Below are 20,662 nucleotides of genomic sequence, written 5' to 3' on the forward strand. Positions count from 1 at the left end.
TCAAGGAGAAAGTATGACCACCTCACGCAGTGAGAAAGATTCGATGGGTGCCATCGACGTCCCGCAGGACAAACTCTGGGGCGCACAAACCCAGCGTTCGCTGGAACATTTCCGTATCTCCACTGAAAAAATGCCGGTCTCGTTGATCCAGGCCCTGGCGCTGACCAAACGCGCCGCGGCGAAGGTCAACCAGGATTTAGGCCTGCTGGCGGCGGAAAAAGCCACCGCCATCATCACCGCCGCCGATGAAGTGCTGGCCGGTAAACATCCCGATGAGTTCCCGCTCGCCATCTGGCAGACCGGCTCCGGCACCCAGAGCAACATGAACATGAACGAGGTGCTGGCGAACCGCGGGAGCGAACTGCTCGGCGGGGTGCGCGGCATGGAGCGCAAGATCCACCCGAATGACGACGTCAACAAAAGCCAGAGCTCCAACGACGTCTTCCCGACGGCGATGCACGTGGCGGCGCTGATCGCCCTGCGCGAGCAGCTGATCCCGCAGCTGAACGTGCTGAAGCAGACCCTCCACGACAAATCCCAGGCCTTTTCCGATATCGTCAAAATTGGCCGTACCCATCTGCAGGATGCCACGCCGCTGACCCTCGGCCAGGAGATTTCCGGCTGGGTAGCGATGCTCGAGCACAACCTGCGGCACATCGACCACAGCCTGCCGCATCTGGCGGAGCTGGCGCTGGGCGGTACGGCGGTGGGGACCGGGCTTAACACCCATCCCGAGTACGCGGTGCGCGTGGCTAAAGAGCTGGCCTCCATCACCGGGCAGCCGTTTGTCACCGCACCGAATAAGTTCGAAGCGCTGGCCACCTGTGACGCGCTGGTACATGCCCACGGGGTGCTGAAAGGGCTGGCGGCCTCGCTGATGAAAATCTCCAACGACGTGCGCTGGCTGGCCTCCGGCCCGCGCTGCGGCATCGGCGAGATCAGCATCCCCGAGAATGAGCCGGGCAGCTCCATCATGCCGGGTAAGGTCAACCCGACCCAGTGCGAAGCCATGACCATGCTCTGCTGTCAGGTGATGGGCAACGACGTGGCGGTGAATATGGGCGGCGCGTCGGGCAACTTTGAGCTTAACGTCTACCGTCCGATGGTCATCCATAACTTCCTGCAGTCGGTGCGTCTACTTGCTGACGGAATGGAGAGCTTTAACGAGCACTGCGCGGTGGGCATTGAGCCTAACCGCGAGCGGATCAGCCAGCTGCTCAATGAGTCGCTAATGCTGGTGACGGCGCTCAACACCCACATCGGCTACGACAAGGCGGCAGAAATCGCCAAAAAAGCGCACAAAGAGGGGCTGACCCTGAAAGCCTCCGCGCTGGCGCTGGGGTATCTCACCGAGGCCGAGTTCGACAGCTGGGTTCGCCCACAAGAGATGGTCGGCAGCCTGAAATAGTCACTCCGCCACGTACAGGTGCAGCCGCGGAATGATTAAGCGCAGCGGCTGCGCCTGGGGTTTATAACGATGCTGAACGTTGTCAGCATCGTAATTCAGCAGCTCGCCGATATCCGGGATCACCGCCCCCTGATCCGCATCGTACAGGGCGATCAGCGGCGTCGGGCAGGCGTACTGCACCTGCTTTTGCTGCCCGGTATACCAGACGCGGGCAATGGGCTGCACCTTTACCGGCCGTTTGATCTTGAGCCGGGCATCCGCGGGCAGCGCGTGGATGGCGGTGTACTCCGCTTCCAGACGTTCAACCCACTGATCCCGCGACCAGGGCGCCTGGGCGCGCGGCGATTTCAGGCTTTTCTCCAGCATCTCCAGCACCTCCTCCCGGGTGAAATTTTTGATGATGTGCTTGTTGGCCCAGCCGAAGCGCAGGGTGGCGGGGTGATTAATGACCGTCAGCGTGCGATAAGCGTTAAGGGTAATCAATCCCGGCAACTGATGGTGCACCCACTCGAAACGGGCGGCAGGGGCGAGGCCCGACTCTTCGGTAACGATTTTTTCAAACTCTGCTTTCAGGGCGTTAATGCTGGCGATGCGGGCGGTAAGTTGCTCCCGGTGCGCGGCATCGGTCTGCAGGCAGATCACCCCCGGCAGGCGCACGGCGGCCTTGCTGCTGCGGGTCTCGGACTGCTGCTGAATAAACAGATGCCGATAGTGCTGGAGGGCCATCGTCAGCGCCTCCTGACCGAGATGCTGCTTCACCGCGATGGCGTTGAGCGGATCGTGCTCGGCGCCTTTGGCGACATCCGGCAGGGAGAAGACGCGCCCGGCCAGCAACCGGCAGGCCTGGAGTTCGGGCGTTAATTCCGCCAGCTCGTGCTCCATCTGGCGGAAGGTGGAGTTTAAGCGTTCGATCAAATCGTAAGTAGCCATTGCACACCATAATAGTTACAACATACTGAATTTATAGCACAGCACGCCGGGTCAGGCCAGCGTGCGGTTTAGGTCAGTCAGGGATGGGCAGGGCGATGTGGTGCCACACGGGCCAGTTAAAGCAGAAACGGGCTCCGCCGAGGTCGCTGGCTTCACAGCTGACGTCGCCGCCCAGCGCCTGGGCGATGGAGTGAACGATCGCCAAACCCAGGCCACAGCCGCCGGTGGCGCGGTCGCGGCTCGGGTCGAGACGCACGAACGGCTCAAAAACGCGCTGGCGGGCCTCTGGCGCAATGCCCGGGCCATCATCTTCCACCGACAAACTGGCGCGGCTGCCGTCCAGCTGCAATGAAATCCGCAGACGGTTATCGCTGTAGCGCAAGGCATTGTTGACCAGGTTATCCAGCACGCGCTCCATCAACCGCATATCCAGCGCGCCATAGTCGCCGTCCATGCTGTTGATCAGCAGCGTGCGCTGCGGGTTCACGCTCTGCACATCCTCCACGTAGCTGCGCAGCCAGGCGGGCAGGTCCGGGGTGGTGAGCTTCAGCTCGTTCTGCGGCCGGTCGAGGCGGGCGTAGGTCAGCAGCTCCTCAATCAGCGCCTCGAGCTGGCTGATATCGCGGTTCAGCGCCAGCGACTCCGCCTCGGTCAGGTTTTCGCTCATCTCGAGCCGGTAACGCAGTCGTACCAGCGGGGTACGCAGTTCGTGGGCGATGCCGTCAATCAGCTGTTTTTTGCTGGCGATCAGGGCGTTGATGTTGTCCGCCATCTGGTTAAACGCCACCCCCAGGCGCTCAAAGCTGGAACCGCTGTCGAAATGGATGCGCTCGGTTAAGTGCCCATCGCCAAAACGTTGCGCGGCAGCTTCCAGACGCAACATGTCCTGCCAGTGGGGACGCATCCAGATAAACACCGGAAAGGCGAGGGAAATGGCGATAAAGGCCAGCAGAGCGATATCCAGCAGGCGCATCTGATGCAGGAAGTAGAGATAGGGCACCGGGCCGACCGCCAGCACATAATGGCTGCGCGGAATTCGCTGGATGAAGGTGTACTGATCGTCCAGAGCCACAATGTCGCCCTGATGCAGTCGCTGCATCGTCGGGGCGTCCAGGGTGTATTTCTTCAGCGGCTCGATGCGCAGTTTGAATGACAGATTCAGATCCAGCTCTTTGATGGTCCTCGCCCAGTCGTGAGGGGGGATCTCACGCAGTTCGCTGCGCATCAGGTAGAGCGAGCTTTTCATCAGATCATCCAGCGACTGTCTGCCCGCCCGCTCGGCGGTGAATTTGTAGACCAGCCCGACCAGCATGGTCATCACCAGGAAGCAGACAAACAGCAGGAGGTAAAACTGAACGAACAGTTTTTTCATGAAATATCACCCAAATACAACGCGCTAACAATGCCGCCCGGTCTTAAGAATCATTTTCCCTGAACGGGCATCGCATACTTTACGCAATGGGCTGCCTCATGGCATAGCGAATGTTGAAGGTTTCGTCTTGCTTCATCACGTTTGCCTGCACATGCCAGGCATTTTCAATCATATTTGGCGTCAGCACGGTATCCGGCGGCCCGCTGGCTATCACCTTGCCGGATTTCAGCAGGACCAGCCGATGGCAGTAGTTGGCGGCGAGATTGAGATCGTGCAGCGCCACGACCACCGTAATGGGCAACCGGGTGATCAACGTCATCAGCTCCAGCTGATGCTCGATATCCAGATGGTTGGTGGGCTCATCAAGGATCAACACGCGCGGCTGCTGGGCCAGGGCGCGGGCAATCTGACAGCGCTGCCGCTCGCCGCCTGAAAGCTGCCGCCAGAGCCGGTGACGCAGGGCAGAGAGCTTCATCTGATGGATGGCGTTCTCCACCGCCTGGTTGTCGCTCTCGCTCCAGCCAAAAAGTCCCCGGCGGTGCGGCGTGCGCCCCAGCCGGACAATTTGCTCCACGCTGAGATCGCCATCCACCCCGGCATGCTGGGGAACAAACGCCAGCTGTTTAGCCCGATCCCGCACGGAGATTTTATTGAGCGGAGTGCCATCAAACTGAATATGGTGCGCATGCCGTGGGATTAACCCGGCCAGACAGCGCAGCAGCGTTGATTTCCCCGAGCCATTTGGCCCGAGCAGACCGACGATCTCGCCGCTCCCCAGCTCCAGATTGATATCCTGAAGCACCTTACGGGACTGCAGGGTAACCTGCAGCTCTCTCAATGAAATGGTCATACTCTTTTCTCCCGGCTGCGATAGAGCAGAACGACAAAGGCAGGCGCGCCCACTAGCGCAGTGACCACGCCAATCGGCAGCACCTGGTGGGTAATCAGCGTGCGGGAAACCACATCCGCGAGGATCATAAAGTGACTCCCGACCAGGAAGGTCAGGGGAACAGCCCGGCGGTGCCCGGGGCCGCACAGCATCCGGGTGATATGCGGGATCACCAGCCCGACAAACCCCACTGCGCCAATAATACTGACCATCACCGCCGTCACCAGGGCGCAGGTGAGCAGCAGGATGATGCGTACCAGAGTCACCGGTACGCCCAGGGTGGTGGAGACTTCATCGCCAAAGGTGAAGGTATCCAGCGAGCGTCGGAATGCCAAGGGAAGCAAACTGTTCCCGGGTGCCGGTTTCCCCCTGCGGCCCGATGTGCCAGTGATATTGCGCCAGTACCAGATCGGGATTTTGCGCGGTGACCGCTTCAAAGGAAGGGGCGTTATCCGCCAGCTTTTTTATTCCCTTACCGCGCGCCGTCAGGGCATCCGGTAACGGGCCAAACCAGACCGACGTGGCGCTGATTTTCTTCTCAAGCCCCAGCGCCAGCAGCAGTTCCGTCTCGTGTTGCCCCACCGTCACTACCCGCTGTGGAGCATGGGTAAAGGTCTCCTTTACCCCACAGTTTTCTACCGTCAGCGGATAAGTTGTTGCGGCGATCGCCGGTTGCGCCAGTGTCGCAAGCACTAATGCCATTGCGCTGTATTTGATAAACACGTTACCTTCCCCATAAATGTTATGTTATAACATAATACATATTATGAGGGTGGTAGCAAAAGGTTAATCACCAGGGGAAGGATAATGAATGAGGGCGCTTACCTCGGCGGCAGCCGCTTTACAGGTCCCAGGCGTGGGGCGCGAAGAGATAGCCCTTGTTACGCACGGTTTTAATGCGGAACGGCTCGGTGGCGTTATCCAGCAGTTTCTTGCGCAGGCGGGAGATCGCCACGTCCACGCTGCGGTCCATGCCATCGTAGCTGACGCCGCGCAGGTTTTTCAGCAGCGCGTCCCGGTCCATAATCTGCCCGGCATGGGTCGCCAGCTCCCACAGCAGATCGAAATCCGCCGTCGACAATGCCACCTGCACGCCAGAAAGCAGCACCTGCCGATTAACCGGATCAATAGAAAGGGTGCCGAAACGCAGCGCTTTATGCGGAGTGAGTTGCGGAGCCGGGGTTTCGCTGGAGGTGGCAACATGCTGGCGCAGATGCAGGCGCACACGCGCCAGCAGCACTGCCGGAGGGGTAGTTTTCAGGATGTAGTCGTTGGCGCCCATCTCAAGGGACAAGATATGGTTCATGTCGCTGTCGAGGGAGGTGAGCAGCACAATCGGGCCCTGCCAGCGGGCGCGCAGATCCCGGCACAGGGTCATGCCGTCTTTGCCGGGCAACATAATATCCAGCAGTACCAGATCGGGTTTTTCCCGCGCCACCACCTCTTCAGCGCGGTCGCCGCGCGGTTCGACGATGACTTCAATATCATGTTTACCCAGGTAAGCGGCTATCAGCTGGCCTACTTCGGGTTCATCCTCAACGTATACGATCTTGTTCATTCAAAGTCTGTGTCTGCAGAAAACGCCAACATACACCGCGCAACCTTAACCTTCCATTAATCATTCGCAAAATGTTGCCGTTCCGTTATGCTGCCCGGCACTGTTATTGAGTTGTTAAGGAGAAAGGGATGGGACTGCTGATTAAGGCGGCGATTGGCGCGCTGGTGGTGTTACTGATTGGAGTGCTGGCGAAAACCAAAAACTACTATATAGCCGGGCTGATCCCGCTGTTTCCGACCTTTGCTTTAATCGCCCACTATATTGTCGCCTCTGAGCGCGGCATTGAGGCGCTGCGGGCGACCATCGTCTTTGGCATGTGGTCGATTATTCCCTATTTTATCTATCTGCTCTCGCTATGGTATTTCACCGGAATAATGCGTTTGCCCCTGGCGCTGGGCGGAGCGGTTGTTTGCTGGAGCCTCAGCGCCTGGGTGTTAATCTTCTTCTGGAGCCGCTTTCACTAACGCAGCGGCCGTCCACCATCCACGCCGAACGAACGGCCCGTGACGTAGCAACTGGTCAGAATGTAGTCGATTAAATCAATCACCTCTTTTTCACCCGGGGCGATTTTCATCAGGGACTTGTTCAGCGCCTGCTGACGATAGTCGGCATCGTCGTGTTCGTTAAACATAATCAGCGACGGGGCGATGGCGTTAACTTTGACCTCCGGTGCCAGCTTGCGGGCAAAGGATCGGGTCATGTTGTCCAGGGCAGCTTTACTGGCGGCATAAGCAATGTGCTTATCGCTGCCGCGCTCAACCACGTAGTCGGTAAAGTGGATGATGTCGCTGGCGGCATGGCCGTGACCGCGCAGCAGCTCCTGTAAAGCGTGGTTCAGCAGGTAAGGGGCATGGACGTGGATCTGCAGCATGCAGGAGAGCGTTTCGCTGAGCGGCGTCTCAGGGCTCTCCGGCATCCATGCACTGGCATTATGGATGATGGCGCGTAATCCCGGAGTTTCCGCTTTTATCCGTTCGGCAAAGGCCATAATGCCTTCGTCAGTGGCAAAATCGGCCTGAACACAGGTCGCACCCGCCTCGCAAAGCGTCTCTATCGCCGGATATTTCGTGCGATAGCTGATAATCACCGGCTGGTGAAGATTCAAAAAATGGTGGGCAAGCGCGAGGCCAATACGACGGCCTCCGCCAGTAATCAGGATCGGGAGCGGTTTTGCCTGTCCCATCGTGTTCTCCTTATCCGTTCGACGATGGGACGCGGTCGCTTATCCCATCAACATCCACGTTGCCGGTAGTGCGGCAACCAGTAACAATCCAATCAGCACGATTTCACGACGCTTCAGCGCGTGCTGGAGCTGGTGCGTGCGACGGGCGTAAATAAACACCAGCAGTCCCGGCGCGTAGAGCACGACGGAGAGCAGCAGATGCATCGGTCCGGAGGCGTAGAGCAGCCATAAGCCGTAAATGCAGGCACCCATTCCCACGACAGTATGCATCAGTCGGGTCGCTATTTTTAACAAATATGCACCCACCAGGAAATAGGGTACCAGAATCATCTCAGAGGCGATGGTTAACAAGGTGTTATAGTCAGAACCTGTGAGCCAGATCAGCACCAGACAAACCTGCACGCTGATATTGGTCAACCACAACGACGCGGACGGGGCATTGTTCTTGTTCTGATGTCTGAAAAGACGCGGGAAGGCTTTATGGGTCGCGGCGAGGAAGGGCACTTCGGCCGCCATGATGGTCCAGCTCAGGTAAGCGCCACACACGGAGACGATCAGACCCGCAGCAATGACCACTTCGCCCCAGGAGCCCATCATCTTCACCATCAGGCCCGCCATTGACGGGTTACGCATCTCCGCCAGTTCAGGACGCGCCACCACGCCCAGAGACAGCAGCGTCACCAGCAGATAGACGCTCAGCGCGGCCAGCACCGCCAGCAGCGTGGCGCGGCCCACATCCTGCTTATTGCGCGCGCGGGCCGAAACCACGACCGCGCCTTCCACCCCGATAAACACCCACAGGGTGATCAGCATGGTGTTTTTCACCTGCTCCCAGACCGGCACGCCCAGCGCCACGCCGGAAAAGTCCAGGCTGAAGAGATCGAGACGAAACGCGATGAACGCCAGCACGATAAACAGCCCCAGCGGCACCAGCTTCGCCAGAGTGGCGACCAGGTTGATGCTTGCCGCAGTCTGCACGCCCCGCAGCACCAGGAAGTGCACGACCCACAGCAGCACCGAGGAGCCCACAATGGATTGCCAGGTGTTGCCATCGCCGAACAGCCGCAGTTCAGGCGTATCGGTAAAGAAACTCAGCGCAGAAAAGACGATCACCAGATAAGAGACGTTGGCGATCACCGCGCACAGCCAGTAGCCCCAGGCGGAACAAAAACCTACCAGTTCACCAAAGCCTTCGCGGGCGTAGGTAAAAATGCCGCCATCAAGGTCAGGACGGATGCGCGTTAACAGCAGCATCGCGAAGGCCAGCAGCAGGATCCCGACGCCGGTGATCCCCCAGCCAATAAGCAGCGCAGACGGGCTGGCCACGGCGGCCATATTCTGCGGCAGACTGAATACACCCGCACCGAGCATGGAGCTTAAAACAAGCGCAGTTAAAGCGCTCAGGCCAAGTTTCTTTTCCATTGGCATCCTGTTTAAAAAGGGGTCAAAAGCAGAATAATTATTTTGTCGAAGCGCATAAAAATGGTGGATCACGCTAAGGCGCGGGATTTTACGGAGTGTCACGAAAGCATGCAATGAGGATGGACCGAAATCTGGCTAAAAAGCAAAAAAAGGCGGCACCAGGCCGCCTGAATGAAACACTTTACTTATTTGTACAGGTCTGCGCTGATGGTCATGTTATTACCGCGCTCCTGCCACTGGCGGGTGATGTGGTAATATTTGGCCCCTTTCTTCGCCGCACGCTTCGCCACCTGATAGGAGACTTCGGTCATGTTGGAGTAGTTGCCGGTAAATTTAATGCTGTCAAACGGCACCATCTGCGCGGCAGTGGCGTTGTTCAGCTCTTCAATTTTAGTGCCGTCATTCAGCGTGACGCTGTAACGGCCACCTTTGGTGGATTGCGTTTCAAAGAAACGGCCTACGCCAGCAACGCTGGCAGCCGGTGCAGCGCTGGTCGCCACGCCTGGGATCTCAACTTTCTTCGCTTCTTCGCCACCTTTGGCGATAGCCGCACGGCCGGCATCAGAGTCAGCAGGAATAACGTCCGGGCTCTGGACGATACGTTTTTTCGCGTCTTTTTTGTAGATATAGGCAGTGATACGCTGGTTACCGCCCTGGTTTGCATCGATCTGGCGAACGATATAGAAGGCGTCAGCCCCTTTCGCTTTCGCGGCTTTGGTAATGGCATCGTTCACTTCAGGCTGGCTGCGGTAGAAGCCCTGAATGGTGACGGTATCGTAAGGCTCAAGGAGAACGGCCTGGTCTTTTGGCAGTTCCGTCACGCCATTAATAACGCGATTTTTCTCCTCATCGGCTTTCGGGGCATTTTCTTTATACAGCGCAACGAGCACGCGCTGGTTGCCGCTGTCGCCGTAGTCAGAGTTATCAACCACGTAAAATGCAGCGGCGCCTTCTTTATCGGCGCGTTTTGATGCAGCGTTAACCGCATCGCCAATTGAGTTAAAACGACCTACGATCATAACGCGGTCGTAAGGTTTCGTTGCTGCCGCTTGCTCCGGCGTTAACTCTGTCGCCGCGTTGGCGGACAGGGCGGTCGCAGAAAGGAGTGCTGACGCCAGGAGAGTGTTCTTGAGCTTCATAAAAATAATCCTTCGCCTTACGCAAACCAGGTACTGGTGTAGTTGTTAATTTGAAAACGTTGACGATTATTGCATTTAACACCCTCTGCTGTCTGCGGCATTTTTTGTGGCCATGGCGATGGGGGCGAACAATATCTATAACATTTAGTGATATGTTGAAAAAACACGCGTTTGACCAGTAAAACTAATAAAGCATATAACTTTCACAAGTTGATTTAATGTTAATAAGTTGTTTCTAGCTGGCGCTATATCGTGTTTTTCCCGCTTCGACTGAGCTAAACATCGGCCCTGGCGGATAAATAAAGGCAGATATGCCTGTCTGAGATGCCGATCGCTTATTTTTGACAGTTAAAGGCATAAAAAGTGTTTTCTTGCTGTGGATCACAGGCGGTATTTTCAGTAGGTTATAGAAAGTTTGTTACCGTTTTATTTTCTGCAGATATTGGTTAGCGGCAGGTTAACACCTGTCACTGTCGTTATATATCTGTGATGAATATTCGACAAACCATCATCAAAAACCGATGGAAGGGATTACTATGCGTATTGGGGTACCAAGAGAACGGTTTGCCAATGAAACCCGCGTAGCGGCGACACCAAAAACGGTGGAGCAGCTGCTCAAACTGGGTTTTACCGTCGCGGTTGAAAGCGGCGCAGGCAAGCTGGCAAGTTTCGATGACGAGGCGTTCGTTCAGACGGGCGCAGAGATTGTAGACGGCGCTAACGTCTGGCATTCGGACGTTATTCTGAAGGTCAATGCACCCGAAGAGGAAGAGATCGCGCTGCTGAACCCGGGCACCACTCTGGTGAGCTTTATCTGGCCAGCCCAGAACCCGGAGCTGATGGAGAAGCTGGCGGCGCGTGGCGTCACCGTAATGGCAATGGACTCCGTGCCGCGTATTTCGCGTGCGCAGTCGCTGGATGCCCTGAGCTCGATGGCGAACATCGCCGGTTACCGTGCCATCGTCGAGGCGGCGTACGAGTTTGGTCGCTTCTTTACCGGTCAGATCACCGCTGCGGGTAAAGTCCCGCCAGCGAAAGTGATGGTGATTGGGGCAGGCGTTGCGGGTCTGGCTGCCATTGGCGCGGCAAACAGTCTGGGCGCTATCGTCCGTGCTTTTGATACCCGTCCGGAAGTGAAAGAACAGGTGCAGAGTATGGGCGCCGAGTTCCTGGAACTGGACTTTAAAGAAGAAGCCGGCAGCGGCGACGGCTACGCGAAGGTGATGTCCGAGGCCTTTATCAAAGCCGAAATGGCGCTGTTTGCCGCTCAGGCGAAAGAGGTGGACATCATTGTCACCACCGCGCTGATCCCGGGCAAACCCGCACCGAAGCTCATCACCCGCGAAATGGTTGACTCCATGAAGGCCGGCAGCGTGATCGTCGATCTGGCCGCGCAAAACGGCGGTAACTGCGAATACACCGTCCCGGGCGTGGTCACTACCACCGCCAACGGCGTAAAAGTGATCGGCTATACCGACCTGCCGGGCCGTCTGCCGACCCAGTCTTCTCAGCTGTATGGTACCAACCTGGTCAACCTGCTGAAGCTGCTGTGCAAGGAGAAAGACGGCAACGTCACTGTTGATTTTGAAGACGTCGTTGTGCGTGGCGTTACCGTGGTGCGCGAGGGTGAAATCACCTGGCCGGCACCGCCTATTCAGGTTTCCGCCCAGCCGCAGGCCGCTGCTAAAGCCGCTCCGGCACCAAAAGAACCGGAAAAACCTGCCTCGCCGTGGCGCAAATTCGCCTTTATGGCGCTGGCCATTATCCTGTTTGGCTGGCTGGCAGACGTTGCGCCGAAAGAGTTCCTCGGTCACTTTACGGTCTTTGCGCTCTCCTGCGTGGTGGGTTACTACGTGGTGTGGAACGTCTCCCATGCGCTGCATACCCCGCTGATGTCGGTGACGAACGCTATCTCCGGGATCATCGTGGTCGGGGCATTGCTGCAGATTGGTCACGGCGGCTGGGTCAGCTTCCTCAGCTTTATCGCGGTACTGATCGCCAGTATCAATATTTTCGGTGGTTTCACCGTGACTCAGCGCATGCTGAAAATGTTTCGTAAGGGATAAGGGGTAACTTATGTCTGGAGGATTAGTTACAGCTGCATACATTGTTGCCGCGGTCCTGTTTATTTTCAGTCTCGCTGGGCTTTCAAAACATGAAACGTCGCAGCAGGGTAACAACTTTGGTATCGCCGGGATGGCGATTGCGCTGATTGCCACGATTTTCGGGCCGGACACCGGCAACGTTGCGTGGATCCTGGTGGCGATGATCATCGGCGGCGCTATTGGTATTCGTCTTGCTAAACGCGTTGAAATGACCGAAATGCCGGAGCTGGTAGCGATTCTGCACAGTTTCGTGGGTCTGGCGGCGGTGCTGGTTGGCTTTAACAGCTACCTGTATCACGAGCCGGGGATGGAGCCGATTCTGGTCAACATCCACCTGACCGAAGTGTTCCTTGGGATCTTCATCGGTGCGGTGACCTTTACCGGTTCTATCGTGGCGTTCGGCAAGCTGCGCGGCAAGATCTCCTCTAAACCGCTGATGCTGCCAAACCGTCACAAGATGAACCTGGCCGCGCTGGTAGTGTCGTTTGTGCTGATGGTGGTGTTCGTGCGTACCGACAGCGTGGGTATGCAGGTGCTGGCGCTGCTGGTGATGACCATCATCGCGCTGGCGTTCGGCTGGCATCTGGTGGCCTCCATCGGTGGTGCGGACATGCCGGTGGTGGTCTCCATGCTCAACTCCTACTCCGGTTGGGCGGCAGCGGCGGCGGGCTTTATGCTGAGCAACGACCTGCTGATCGTGACCGGTGCGCTGGTGGGCTCGAGCGGTGCGATCCTCTCCTACATCATGTGTAAGGCGATGAACCGTTCGTTCATCAGCGTGATTGCCGGGGGCTTCGGCACCGACGGCCAAACCTCTGACGGTGATGACGAGGTGGGTGAGCATCGTGAGATCAGCGCTGAAGATACCGCCGACATGCTGAAAAACTCGCACTCGGTCATCATCACTCCGGGCTACGGCATGGCGGTGGCGCAGGCTCAGTATCCGGTGGCGGAAATCACCGAGCGTCTGCGTGCCCGCGGCATCAAGGTGCGTTTTGGTATACACCCGGTTGCCGGACGTCTGCCAGGCCACATGAACGTGCTGCTGGCTGAAGCGAAAGTGCCTTACGACATCGTGCTGGAGATGGATGAAATCAACGACGATTTCTCCGACACCGATACCGTGCTGGTTATCGGCGCCAACGACACCGTTAACCCGGCGGCGCAGGACGATCCGAAGAGCCCAATCGCCGGTATGCCGGTTCTGGAAGTGTGGAAGGCGCAGAACGTTATCGTCTTCAAACGCTCCATGAACACCGGTTACGCTGGCGTACAGAACCCGCTTTTCTTTAAAGAGAACACCCACATGCTGTTTGGCGATGCCAAAGCCAGCGTGGATGCGATCCTGAAAGCGCTGTAAGCAAGGCTTCACGACTGATAAAAAACCGCCCACAACAGGGCGGTTTTTTCATTTATGCGGGCTAAACATTCTCACTGTCTATACTTTCCTTTTTACATTAAGGGAGGAGGGAGAATGCAGTTTTTGTCACGTTTCGATATTCTGACGTTAATGATGACCCCCACATTCTGGATTGGCTTCGCGACCGTAACGGTAGTGACGCTGTTGGTATACTGGCTACTGAAACGCCTTATCACCTTTGTTCATAAGAGCATTACCAGCTGGGGCGATAAACATCCCGCCACAAATAAGATGCATTTTATCCTTACAGAGATGCTTAACCGCACCAGCCGGATCCTGCTGTTCGTGGTGGCATTCCTGTTTAGCCTGCGCTTTGTCGAACTGCCGGATCGCCTCTACGGTGCGCTGAGCCATGCCTGGTTCCTGGTGCTGGCGATTCAGGTGGCGCTGTGGATGGATCAGGGGGTGGTCTCCTGGCTTCGGCACGTCATGCTGTCGCCGGGGAGCCATAAAAACCCGGTCACCCTGGTCATAACCGGCCTGATCCTGCGGGCGATTGTCTGGTCAGTGATGCTGCTGTCAATTCTTGCCAACGCGGGCGTCAACATCACTGCTCTGGTTGCCAGCCTTGGGGTGGGGGGTATCGCTATCGCTCTGGCGGTGCAGACCATTCTCAGTGACGTCTTTGCCTCGCTCTCCATTGGGTTCGATAAGCCCTTTGAGATTGGCGATTTCGTGGTGTTTAACGACGTTGCCGGGACGGTGGAGCACATCGGTCTGAAAACAACGCGCATTCGCAGCCTGAGCGGGGAGCAGATTGTCTGCGGCAATGCGATCCTGCTTCAGCAAACGCTGCATAACTATAAGCGTATGCAGACCCGCCGCATCGTCTTTACCTTCGGCGTGGCCAGCGACACCCCGCCCGAGAAACTGCGCGTCATTGGCGATAACGTGAAGAAGATCATCACCGATATCGGCGAAACGCGCTTTGACCGCGCCCACTTGCTTGGCTTTGATAAGGACAGGCTGACCTTTGAGGTGGTGCATATCGTCAATACTGCGGATTACAATAAATACATGGACATTCAGCAGGAGATTAACATCCGGATCCTCGAGAGCCTGAACGAGGAGGGTGTCAAACTGGCCCTGCCAAGCATGGTGCTGCATGCCCCCTGGATGAAAGAGGGCGAGGGCGCACAGCCGCCGTCGCAGCAACCCGTTACCGAGAGCTAAAAAAAAGCCCGCCAAACTGGCGGGCTTTTTACGTGTGCGCCAGGCATGGCGCGTTGCGCGCAAGCGCAACCAGCTTGGCTGTGGTGGCCTCGCTGGTGACTTGGAGGTGAAAGTCCTCTACACACCCGGCAAGGGGAAGTGTTAGCCAGAGGCAAGGGTGTCGCGGGTGACCGCGAATCTGAAGGAAGCCCGAGGCAAAATGCTGGCCTGACGAACAGCAAGCGGATAGAGGCGGCGCAGCGGGGTAAAGGGGCGTGTTTCCCTAAAGCCCAATACTTGCACGGGACGCTGCGACGTAGATCCGACAGGCATAAGCAGGAAGGTCGCGCGAATTACCCTTGGGAGATCTGCACGTTTGCCACAGTGCTACCGAGCGTCGAGAGGCGACGGGATGAACGTGCAGAAGTCAGCCGAGGCCGTAGTAAGTGGCGGATAACCGCGTCACCAAGGGCCGAACAAGTTATGCCGCCAGTAGGCGTCAAAGTCTCGTTGAATACCGAAATGCAGAAATTTCTCCAAGAGAAGACTGTTACTCCGAGTCCCGGACAGTATCCGAGGATGACGGCTGACAGCGCACAGGTATCGGCGGCGTCTGTGACGTGGACGAACGCGGAGCCGGACACGCTGATGGAGCGGGTGCTTGCACCCGCCAACCTCAGACGTGCGTACCAACGCGTAGTCAGCAACAAAGGCGCGCCGGGTGCCGATGGCATGACGGTCGAGCATTTGTCAGGCTACGTGAAACAGTATTGGCCGACCCTCAAGGCTCGGTTGTTGGCAGGCGAGTACCACCCGCAAGGTGTACGTGCCGTCGAAATCCCCAAGCCCAAAGGCGGGACAAGGCAGCTGGGTATCCCCAGCGTCGTGGATCGCCTGATCCAACAGGCTCTGCTGCAACAGCTCACGCCGATCTTCGACCCTCTGTTCTCGGATTACAGCTACGGCTTCCGTCCGGGTAGAAGTGCTCACCAAGCCATCGAAACTGCCCGTGCCCACGTGGCGGCGGGTCATCGCTGCTGCGTGGAACTCGATCTTGAGAAGTTCTTTGATCGGGTCAACCACGACGTGCTGATGGCCTACATCGAGCGTCAAATCGAAGATAAACGTGTGCTCACGCTGATCCGTCGCTATCTCGAAGCGGGAACGATGTCAGGTGGACTCGTCAGCCGACGGCAGGAAGGGACGCCGCAAGGCGGCCCGCTCGCCGTTGCTGTCGAACATTCTGCTCAACGAACTCGACCACGAGCTAGAACGACGGGGCCATCGTTTCGTACGCTATGCCGACGATGCGAACATTTATGTGCGCAGTCGTCGCGCAGGTGAGCGGGTGATGGCCAGCGTTGAGCGATTCCTGAGGCAGCGCCTGAAACTGACGCTGAACCGGGAAAAGAGCCGAGTAGCCGGGTCGTGGATGTGTGATTACTTGGGCTATGGGATGAGCTGGCATCGACAGCCACGCTTACGAGTGGCAACGATGAGCTTGCGTCGCTTGCGCGACCGGCTCAGAGAGCTGCTGCGCGGAGCGCGGGGCCACAAGATGGCGAGTGTCATCGAGCGGATAAACCCAGTGCTGCGTGGCTGGGCAGGCTACTTCAAGCTAAGTCAAAGCAAACGGCCACTTGAGGAAATTGACGGCTGGGTGCGTCGCAAGCTTCGCTGCGTCGTCTGGCGTCAATGGAAGCAGCCCTCAACGAGGGCGCGTAACTTGATGCGCCTGGGGCTTAGCGAAGCGCGCGCCTGCATATCAGCGTTCAATGGTCGTGGCCCATGGTGGAGCTCAGGGGCATCTCATATGAATCAGGCATTGCCGAAGAAACTATGGGATCAACTTGGACTAGTCTCGGTACTGGATACGATAAACCGGCTTAACCGCATAGCTTGAACCGCCGTATACGGATCCGTACGTACGGTGGTGTGAGAGGACGGCGGATGTAAATCCGCCTCCTACTCGATTTAGTCGTCTTCGTCGTCGTCGAGTTCGACCGGGGTCTGATACTGATCCGGCTTGATAACCAGCAGGTCACAGCGCAGATGGTCGATCACCTGTTCCGCCGTGTTGCCAAGGAAGGCCGCGGAAATACCGGTGCGGCCAATGGTGCCCAGCACCACGATACCGGCCTGCAGATGTTCTGACAGATCCGGGATCACCTCTTCCGGCAGCCCTTTCTCCACGTGGGTCAGTTTCTCATCGATACCAAATTTCTGCCGCAGGGCTTTCATCGCCAGCAGATGCTGTCCGCGGATAGCGTCGTTATAAACGGTAGGATCAAATTCCGGGAGTTCGATGGCAATGTTGATAGGGGTAATCGGGTAGGCGCCAACAAGGTGGACTTCAGTATGGTTAACCTGCTCGGCGAGATAGACCGTCTCTTTGACCAGCTTCTCGTTCAGGGCGTTGTGATAGTTCTCTTCGCTGGCGAGATTGACCGCCACCACCGCTTTACCGCCTTCCGGCCACGGCTGGTCTTTGACCATCCACACCGGGCACGGGCATTTACGCAGCAGATGCCAGTCGGTCGGGGTGAAAATCACCGCCTCGAGCTTGTCGTGCTGGTGGGCCATTTTCAGCAGCAGATCGTGTTCGCCGCTAATCACTTCCTGGATGATGGCTTCAAACGGACGGTTGTGCCACACCACTTTAATCTCGATAGGCACACCGGCATCAAGATAGAATTTTGCCTGTTCGCGTATCCACGCCGTACGCTGGCTGATCACTCCCTGACGCATAGCGGTGCGTTCGTCAGGCGACAGAAGGGTGGTCATTTCGTAAGAAAAGTCATATATCGGCAGAAACGCTTTGATTCTGCCACCAATCCGTTGATGTAAATAGACAGCTCGTCGTAACGCCGGTTGATCGTCCTGATTAGGATCGATGGCCACCAGCATGTTTTGATACTTTGCCATACAGGTCTCCTTACTACTGTCACCACAGTCTGTAATTAAAAGAGTAACCTATATATCTGAAATGAAACAGGGGGAAGTTTTGCCAGATCAATAAATCAGTAAAATTACCGACCTGGCAAGCAGAAGTCAGATGAATTTATGCAACGTTGCGCGAGTGGCCCGCCAGCACCGCCAGCGCTTCACCGTTTTCAATGGTGATGTACTTGCCTTTTACCGCCAGCATGCCGCTTTTCTGGAAACGACCCAGCAGACGGCTGATGGTTTCAACGGTCAGGCCCAGGTAGTTACCGATATCGCCACGGGTCATGGTCAGACGGAACTCACGAGGCGAGAAACCGCGCTCGGCGAAACGACGGGAGAGGTTATAGATAAACGCGGCCAGGCGCTCTTCTGCATTCTTTTTGGAAAGCAGGAGAATCATATCCTGATCGCCTTTGATCTCACCGCTCATCAGACGCATCATCTGCTGACGCAGGTTAGGCATTTTGCCCGACAGATCGTCGAGGGTTTCAAACGGGATTTCGCAAACCATTGAGGTTTCCAGCGCCTGAGCAAAGCTCGGGTGGTTACCGGTGCCAATGGCGTCAAAGCCCACCAGATCGCCCGCCAGGTGGAAGCCGGTGATCTGCTCGTCGCCCTGTTCGGTGATGGTATAGCTTTTGATGGTGCCAGAGCGGATAGCGTACAGCGACTTCAGTTCGTCTCCCGCTTTGAACAGCGTTTGCCCTTTCTGAATCGGCTTTTTACGCTCGATAATATTATCAAGCTGATCAAGCTCATGCTCATTCAGGGTAAACGGGATACAGAGCTGGCTGATGCTGCAGTCCTGACAATGGATAGCACAACCGCCAGACTGAATGCGTCGAATAATTCGCTTTTCCGGGATCATAGGTTTGCTCAAGCCTTAATTGATATTGGTCAATTTTAACATCTTTTTTGACCCTGCGTAAGCCTGGTAAACCATCAATCAGGACAAGATGCGCGAATGTGCCAGCATCTTCTTGAAATTCCACAACTTGGCTGCGGATATTTCGTCTAACTTAAGGAATATTAAGCACTAAAAGCCTGGAACTACAGCAGTAAATAGCCTTCGTGACGCAGTAACCACTCCTTGCGCTGGACCCCGCCAGCATAGCCGGTCAGGGTGCCGTTACGCCCGATTACGCGGTGGCAGGGCACTACAATGCTGACCGGATTGGAGCCGTTTGCCGCCCCAACGGCACGCGCCGCACCCGGGCGGCCAAGCTGCTCTGCCAGCTGCCCGTAATGCATCACCTGCCCGCAGGGAATAGCGCGCAACGCCTGCCACACTTCCCGCTGAAAAGGGGTGCCGCCGGTGGCGGTCGGCAGGGTATCGATAATGCTGAGATCGCCTTCGAACCAGGCGGAGAGCTTATCGCTCAGCCCGCCCGGATTGCTGGCGCTGATGCGCTCGTAGCCCTGCGCCCGATAGTGGATATTCAGCAGCTCTACCATCCGGTTGCTGTGCTCCTCCCACTCGACGGCGCGCAGGTTGAATTGCTCATCGGCAATCACCCACAGCGGCCCGAGGGGCGTCGCAATTTTGTCTTCGAGTAATCTCAGCATCTGGCGTTCCTTAGTTCAGTCGCGGGTAGATCCCAGGCCCGATGGGCAGGCCGACAAGATACCACGCCACCAACATCAGCAACCATACCCCTAAAAAGATAAGCGGATAGGGTAGTACCAGCGAATAGTAGGTACCCAGCTTCGCCTCGGGTTTATAGCGCTGCAGGAAGCCCAGGAACAGCGGCACAAACGGCGACACCGGGGCCAGCGGGATCACCGACGAGTCAGCCACGCGGAACAGGATCTGCGCAAACGCCGGGTGGAAGCCGAGCAGCATAAACATCGGCACGAAGATAGGGGCGAGGATCGACCAAATGGCCGACCCGCTGGCGATAAACATGCACAGCAGGGACGACAGCAGCGCCAGGCCAACGAACGCCGGCACGCCGCTCAGCCCGGCAGTTTCCAGAATGTCGGTGAGCCCCACCGCCATAAACTTGCCCATGTTGCTCCAGTTAAACATGGCAACAAACTGCGCCAGCGGGAACACCATCACAATAAACCCGGCCATCTCCTTCATCGGCTCAATCATCAGCTGGGGCAGATCCCCCTGGCGACGTATTTTGCCGGTGGCGATGCCGTAGGCCAGCGAGACCACAAAGAAGAAGAGGATGATCAGCGGCACGATGCCTTTAATAAACGGCGAAGGCAGGACGGTATGTTTCACCGGATCGCGCAGGATGCCGTTCTCCGGCACCACCATCAGCGCAATGGCGGCAATAAACAGCAGGGAGACCAACCCGGCCACGCGCAGGCCCCGGCGCTGTTCCGGCGATAACGAATCCAGCTTCTCATCGCTGCTGCCCTGCCATTTGCCGAGACGCGGCTCGACGATTTTATCGGTGATAAGCCCGCCCACGATGGTCAGCACAATCACCGAACTGGCCATAAAGTACCAGTTGTCGATCACGCTGACGTGCATCGCAGCATCAATGGATTTTGCCGCCTCGGTGCTGATGCCCGAGAGCAACACGTCGGTAGTCACAATCAGCAGGTTGGCGGTAAAGCCGCAGCCGACACCGGCAATGGCCGCCAGCAGGCCCGCCACCGGATGGCGTCCTACCGCCAGGAAGATCAGCGCCCCCATCGGCGGCATGATCACCAGCGCGGCATCCGAGGAGATATGGCTGAAGAAGGCGATAAACAGCACCATATAGCTGGCGTAGCGGGCGCTGACGTGAGAGGCCATTTTAACCATTAGCGCAGGCAGTAAGCCGGAACGCTCAGCCAGACCCGCCCCCAGCACCAGCGCGAGGATGGCACCCAGCGGAGCAAAGCCGCTGAAGTTTTTGATTACGTTCGGTAAAAACCAGTGCAGACCTTCGACGCTGAGAAGATTTTTCACCGCCACCATGCTGCCGTCAGCCGGGTTGCGGGCGCTGACGTCAAAAGCGGACAGAACTGCGGTAGCGACCATCAAAATCACAATCAAATAGACAAAAAGCAGGAAAGGATGCGGCACTTTATTGCCGACCCTTTCAACCCAACCATAGAGCTTGCCGGATGGGGAATGCGAAGGTATGGATGACATACTCATGGGCGTTCCTCGGGAGTGTTGTGTTGTTATGTTGT

Annotated in this window: 18 protein-coding genes and 2 pseudogenes; 7 read left to right on the forward strand and 13 right to left on the reverse strand. The window is 57.1% G+C overall.

What is annotated here, in order from left to right:
• Positions 1-13 precede the first annotated feature (13 nt).
• A complete protein-coding gene (gene fumC / locus FHN83_RS22120; protein ID WP_139564945.1) occupies positions 14-1,408 on the forward strand; it encodes a class II fumarate hydratase in 1,395 nt (464 codons plus the stop codon).
• Here fumC and tus read toward each other — a convergent pair whose 3' ends face one another.
• From tus to rstA, 6 genes and pseudogenes are all read right to left on the reverse strand, one after another.
• The gene (gene tus / locus FHN83_RS22125) at positions 1,409-2,338 is read right to left on the reverse strand and encodes a DNA replication terminus site-binding protein (protein ID WP_039029182.1); all 930 of its coding nucleotides are present in this window, start codon (positions 2,336-2,338) and stop codon (positions 1,409-1,411) included.
• Positions 2,339-2,411: 73 nt separating this feature from the next.
• The gene (gene rstB, locus FHN83_RS22130; RefSeq protein WP_139564946.1) at positions 2,412-3,710 is read right to left on the reverse strand and encodes a two-component system sensor histidine kinase RstB; all 1,299 of its coding nucleotides are present in this window, start codon (positions 3,708-3,710) and stop codon (positions 2,412-2,414) included.
• Between the two features lie 79 nt (positions 3,711-3,789).
• Positions 3,790-4,560 carry an ABC transporter ATP-binding protein gene (locus tag FHN83_RS22135; protein ID WP_039029184.1) on the reverse strand — a complete coding sequence of 257 codons (771 nt, stop codon included), beginning with the start codon at positions 4,558-4,560 and terminating at the stop codon, positions 3,790-3,792.
• Positions 4,557-5,036 (reverse strand): iron ABC transporter permease, encoded by a 480-nt coding sequence (locus FHN83_RS22140; protein WP_327062097.1) that lies wholly within the window; start codon positions 5,034-5,036, stop codon positions 4,557-4,559. The genes FHN83_RS22135 and FHN83_RS22140 overlap by 4 nt, the downstream gene beginning before the upstream one ends.
• Positions 4,921-5,301 (reverse strand): annotated as a pseudogene (locus tag FHN83_RS22145) (ABC transporter substrate-binding protein); the annotation flags it as partial. The gene FHN83_RS22140 and the pseudogene FHN83_RS22145, both read right to left, overlap by 116 nt.
• Positions 5,302-5,440: 139 nt before the next feature.
• On the reverse strand, positions 5,441-6,157 hold the full coding sequence (gene rstA / locus FHN83_RS22150) for a two-component system response regulator RstA (protein WP_139564947.1): 717 nt from the start codon (positions 6,155-6,157) through the stop codon (positions 5,441-5,443).
• A gap of 128 nt (positions 6,158-6,285) precedes the next feature.
• Here rstA and FHN83_RS22155 point away from each other — a divergent pair, with 128 nt between their 5' ends.
• Entirely contained in the window at positions 6,286-6,621 is a 336-nt protein-coding gene (locus tag FHN83_RS22155) for a GlpM family protein (protein ID WP_039029187.1), read from the forward strand.
• Here FHN83_RS22155 and folM read toward each other — a convergent pair.
• The 3 genes from folM to ydgH form a co-directional block, all read right to left on the reverse strand.
• Positions 6,618-7,340, reverse strand: a complete 723-nt coding sequence (gene folM / locus FHN83_RS22160) for a dihydromonapterin reductase (protein ID WP_138368855.1) — start codon at positions 7,338-7,340, stop codon at positions 6,618-6,620. The two genes, FHN83_RS22155 and folM, sit on opposite strands and share 4 nt — an antisense overlap.
• A gap of 39 nt (positions 7,341-7,379) precedes the next feature.
• Positions 7,380-8,762, reverse strand: a complete 1,383-nt coding sequence (locus FHN83_RS22165; protein ID WP_139564948.1) for an amino acid permease — start codon at positions 8,760-8,762, stop codon at positions 7,380-7,382.
• Positions 8,763-8,947: 185 nt separating this feature from the next.
• On the reverse strand, positions 8,948-9,901 hold the full coding sequence (ydgH, locus tag FHN83_RS22170; protein WP_039029190.1) for a DUF1471 family protein YdgH: 954 nt from the start codon (positions 9,899-9,901) through the stop codon (positions 8,948-8,950).
• A gap of 536 nt (positions 9,902-10,437) precedes the next feature.
• Here ydgH and pntA point away from each other — a divergent pair.
• The 5 genes and pseudogenes from pntA (at position 10,438) to FHN83_RS28690 (ending at position 16,481) form a co-directional block, all read left to right on the forward strand.
• Positions 10,438-11,967 (forward strand): Re/Si-specific NAD(P)(+) transhydrogenase subunit alpha, encoded by a 1,530-nt coding sequence (gene pntA / locus FHN83_RS22175; protein ID WP_139564949.1) that lies wholly within the window; start codon positions 10,438-10,440, stop codon positions 11,965-11,967.
• A gap of 10 nt (positions 11,968-11,977) precedes the next feature.
• The gene (pntB, locus tag FHN83_RS22180; RefSeq protein WP_039029192.1) at positions 11,978-13,366 is read left to right on the forward strand and encodes a Re/Si-specific NAD(P)(+) transhydrogenase subunit beta; all 1,389 of its coding nucleotides are present in this window, start codon (positions 11,978-11,980) and stop codon (positions 13,364-13,366) included.
• Positions 13,367-13,480: 114 nt separating this feature from the next.
• Positions 13,481-14,599, forward strand: a complete 1,119-nt coding sequence (locus tag FHN83_RS22185; RefSeq protein ID WP_138368857.1) for a mechanosensitive ion channel family protein — start codon at positions 13,481-13,483, stop codon at positions 14,597-14,599.
• Positions 14,600-15,310: 711 nt separating this feature from the next.
• A pseudogene (locus tag FHN83_RS28685) lies at positions 15,311-15,971 on the forward strand (reverse transcriptase domain-containing protein); the annotation flags it as partial.
• A gap of 165 nt (positions 15,972-16,136) precedes the next feature.
• A complete protein-coding gene (locus FHN83_RS28690; protein WP_255296767.1) occupies positions 16,137-16,481 on the forward strand; it encodes a group II intron maturase-specific domain-containing protein in 345 nt (114 codons plus the stop codon).
• A 71-nt stretch (positions 16,482-16,552) separates the two neighbouring features.
• Here the strand turns inward: FHN83_RS28690 and uspE are convergent, their stop codons facing one another.
• From uspE to abgT, 4 genes are all read right to left on the reverse strand, one after another.
• The gene (gene uspE, locus FHN83_RS22195) at positions 16,553-17,503 is read right to left on the reverse strand and encodes a universal stress protein UspE (RefSeq protein WP_039029194.1); all 951 of its coding nucleotides are present in this window, start codon (positions 17,501-17,503) and stop codon (positions 16,553-16,555) included.
• A gap of 136 nt (positions 17,504-17,639) precedes the next feature.
• Positions 17,640-18,392 carry a fumarate/nitrate reduction transcriptional regulator Fnr gene (gene fnr / locus FHN83_RS22200; protein ID WP_032617879.1) on the reverse strand — a complete coding sequence of 251 codons (753 nt, stop codon included), beginning with the start codon at positions 18,390-18,392 and terminating at the stop codon, positions 17,640-17,642.
• A gap of 182 nt (positions 18,393-18,574) precedes the next feature.
• Positions 18,575-19,090: a methylated-DNA--[protein]-cysteine S-methyltransferase gene (gene ogt, locus FHN83_RS22205; protein WP_139564950.1), complete on the reverse strand. Its 516-nt coding sequence runs from the start codon at positions 19,088-19,090 to the stop codon at positions 18,575-18,577.
• 10 nt (positions 19,091-19,100) lie between these two features.
• Positions 19,101-20,627, reverse strand: coding sequence for a p-aminobenzoyl-glutamate transporter (gene abgT, locus FHN83_RS22210; RefSeq protein ID WP_139564951.1), 1,527 nt, complete (start codon positions 20,625-20,627; stop codon positions 19,101-19,103).
• Positions 20,628-20,662: the final 35 nt, after the last annotated feature.

The organism is Leclercia adecarboxylata (assembly GCF_006171285.1).
GTDB classification, from domain to species: Bacteria; Pseudomonadota; Gammaproteobacteria; order Enterobacterales; family Enterobacteriaceae; genus Enterobacter; species Enterobacter barmai.

Coding starts and splice junctions, on each gene's coding strand:
- pntA (WP_139564949.1), top strand. CDS start 10,438: ATGCGTATTGGGGTACCAAGAGAACGGTTTGCCAATGAAACCCGCGTA.
- fumC (WP_139564945.1), top strand. CDS start 14: ATGACCACCTCACGCAGTGAGAAAGATTCGATGGGTGCCATCGACGTC.
- ydgH (WP_039029190.1), bottom strand. CDS start 9,901: ATGAAGCTCAAGAACACTCTCCTGGCGTCAGCACTCCTTTCTGCGACC.
- rstB (WP_139564946.1), bottom strand. CDS start 3,710: ATGAAAAAACTGTTCGTTCAGTTTTACCTCCTGCTGTTTGTCTGCTTC.
- FHN83_RS28690 (WP_255296767.1), top strand. CDS start 16,137: ATGGCGAGTGTCATCGAGCGGATAAACCCAGTGCTGCGTGGCTGGGCA.
- ogt (WP_139564950.1), bottom strand. CDS start 19,090: ATGCTGAGATTACTCGAAGACAAAATTGCGACGCCCCTCGGGCCGCTG.
- uspE (WP_039029194.1), bottom strand. CDS start 17,503: ATGGCAAAGTATCAAAACATGCTGGTGGCCATCGATCCTAATCAGGAC.
- abgT (WP_139564951.1), bottom strand. CDS start 20,627: ATGAGTATGTCATCCATACCTTCGCATTCCCCATCCGGCAAGCTCTAT.
- FHN83_RS22185 (WP_138368857.1), top strand. CDS start 13,481: ATGCAGTTTTTGTCACGTTTCGATATTCTGACGTTAATGATGACCCCC.
- tus (WP_039029182.1), bottom strand. CDS start 2,338: ATGGCTACTTACGATTTGATCGAACGCTTAAACTCCACCTTCCGCCAG.
- rstA (WP_139564947.1), bottom strand. CDS start 6,157: ATGAACAAGATCGTATACGTTGAGGATGAACCCGAAGTAGGCCAGCTG.
- fnr (WP_032617879.1), bottom strand. CDS start 18,392: ATGATCCCGGAAAAGCGAATTATTCGACGCATTCAGTCTGGCGGTTGT.
- FHN83_RS22155 (WP_039029187.1), top strand. CDS start 6,286: ATGGGACTGCTGATTAAGGCGGCGATTGGCGCGCTGGTGGTGTTACTG.
- FHN83_RS22135 (WP_039029184.1), bottom strand. CDS start 4,560: ATGACCATTTCATTGAGAGAGCTGCAGGTTACCCTGCAGTCCCGTAAG.
- FHN83_RS22165 (WP_139564948.1), bottom strand. CDS start 8,762: ATGGAAAAGAAACTTGGCCTGAGCGCTTTAACTGCGCTTGTTTTAAGC.
- folM (WP_138368855.1), bottom strand. CDS start 7,340: ATGGGACAGGCAAAACCGCTCCCGATCCTGATTACTGGCGGAGGCCGT.
- pntB (WP_039029192.1), top strand. CDS start 11,978: ATGTCTGGAGGATTAGTTACAGCTGCATACATTGTTGCCGCGGTCCTG.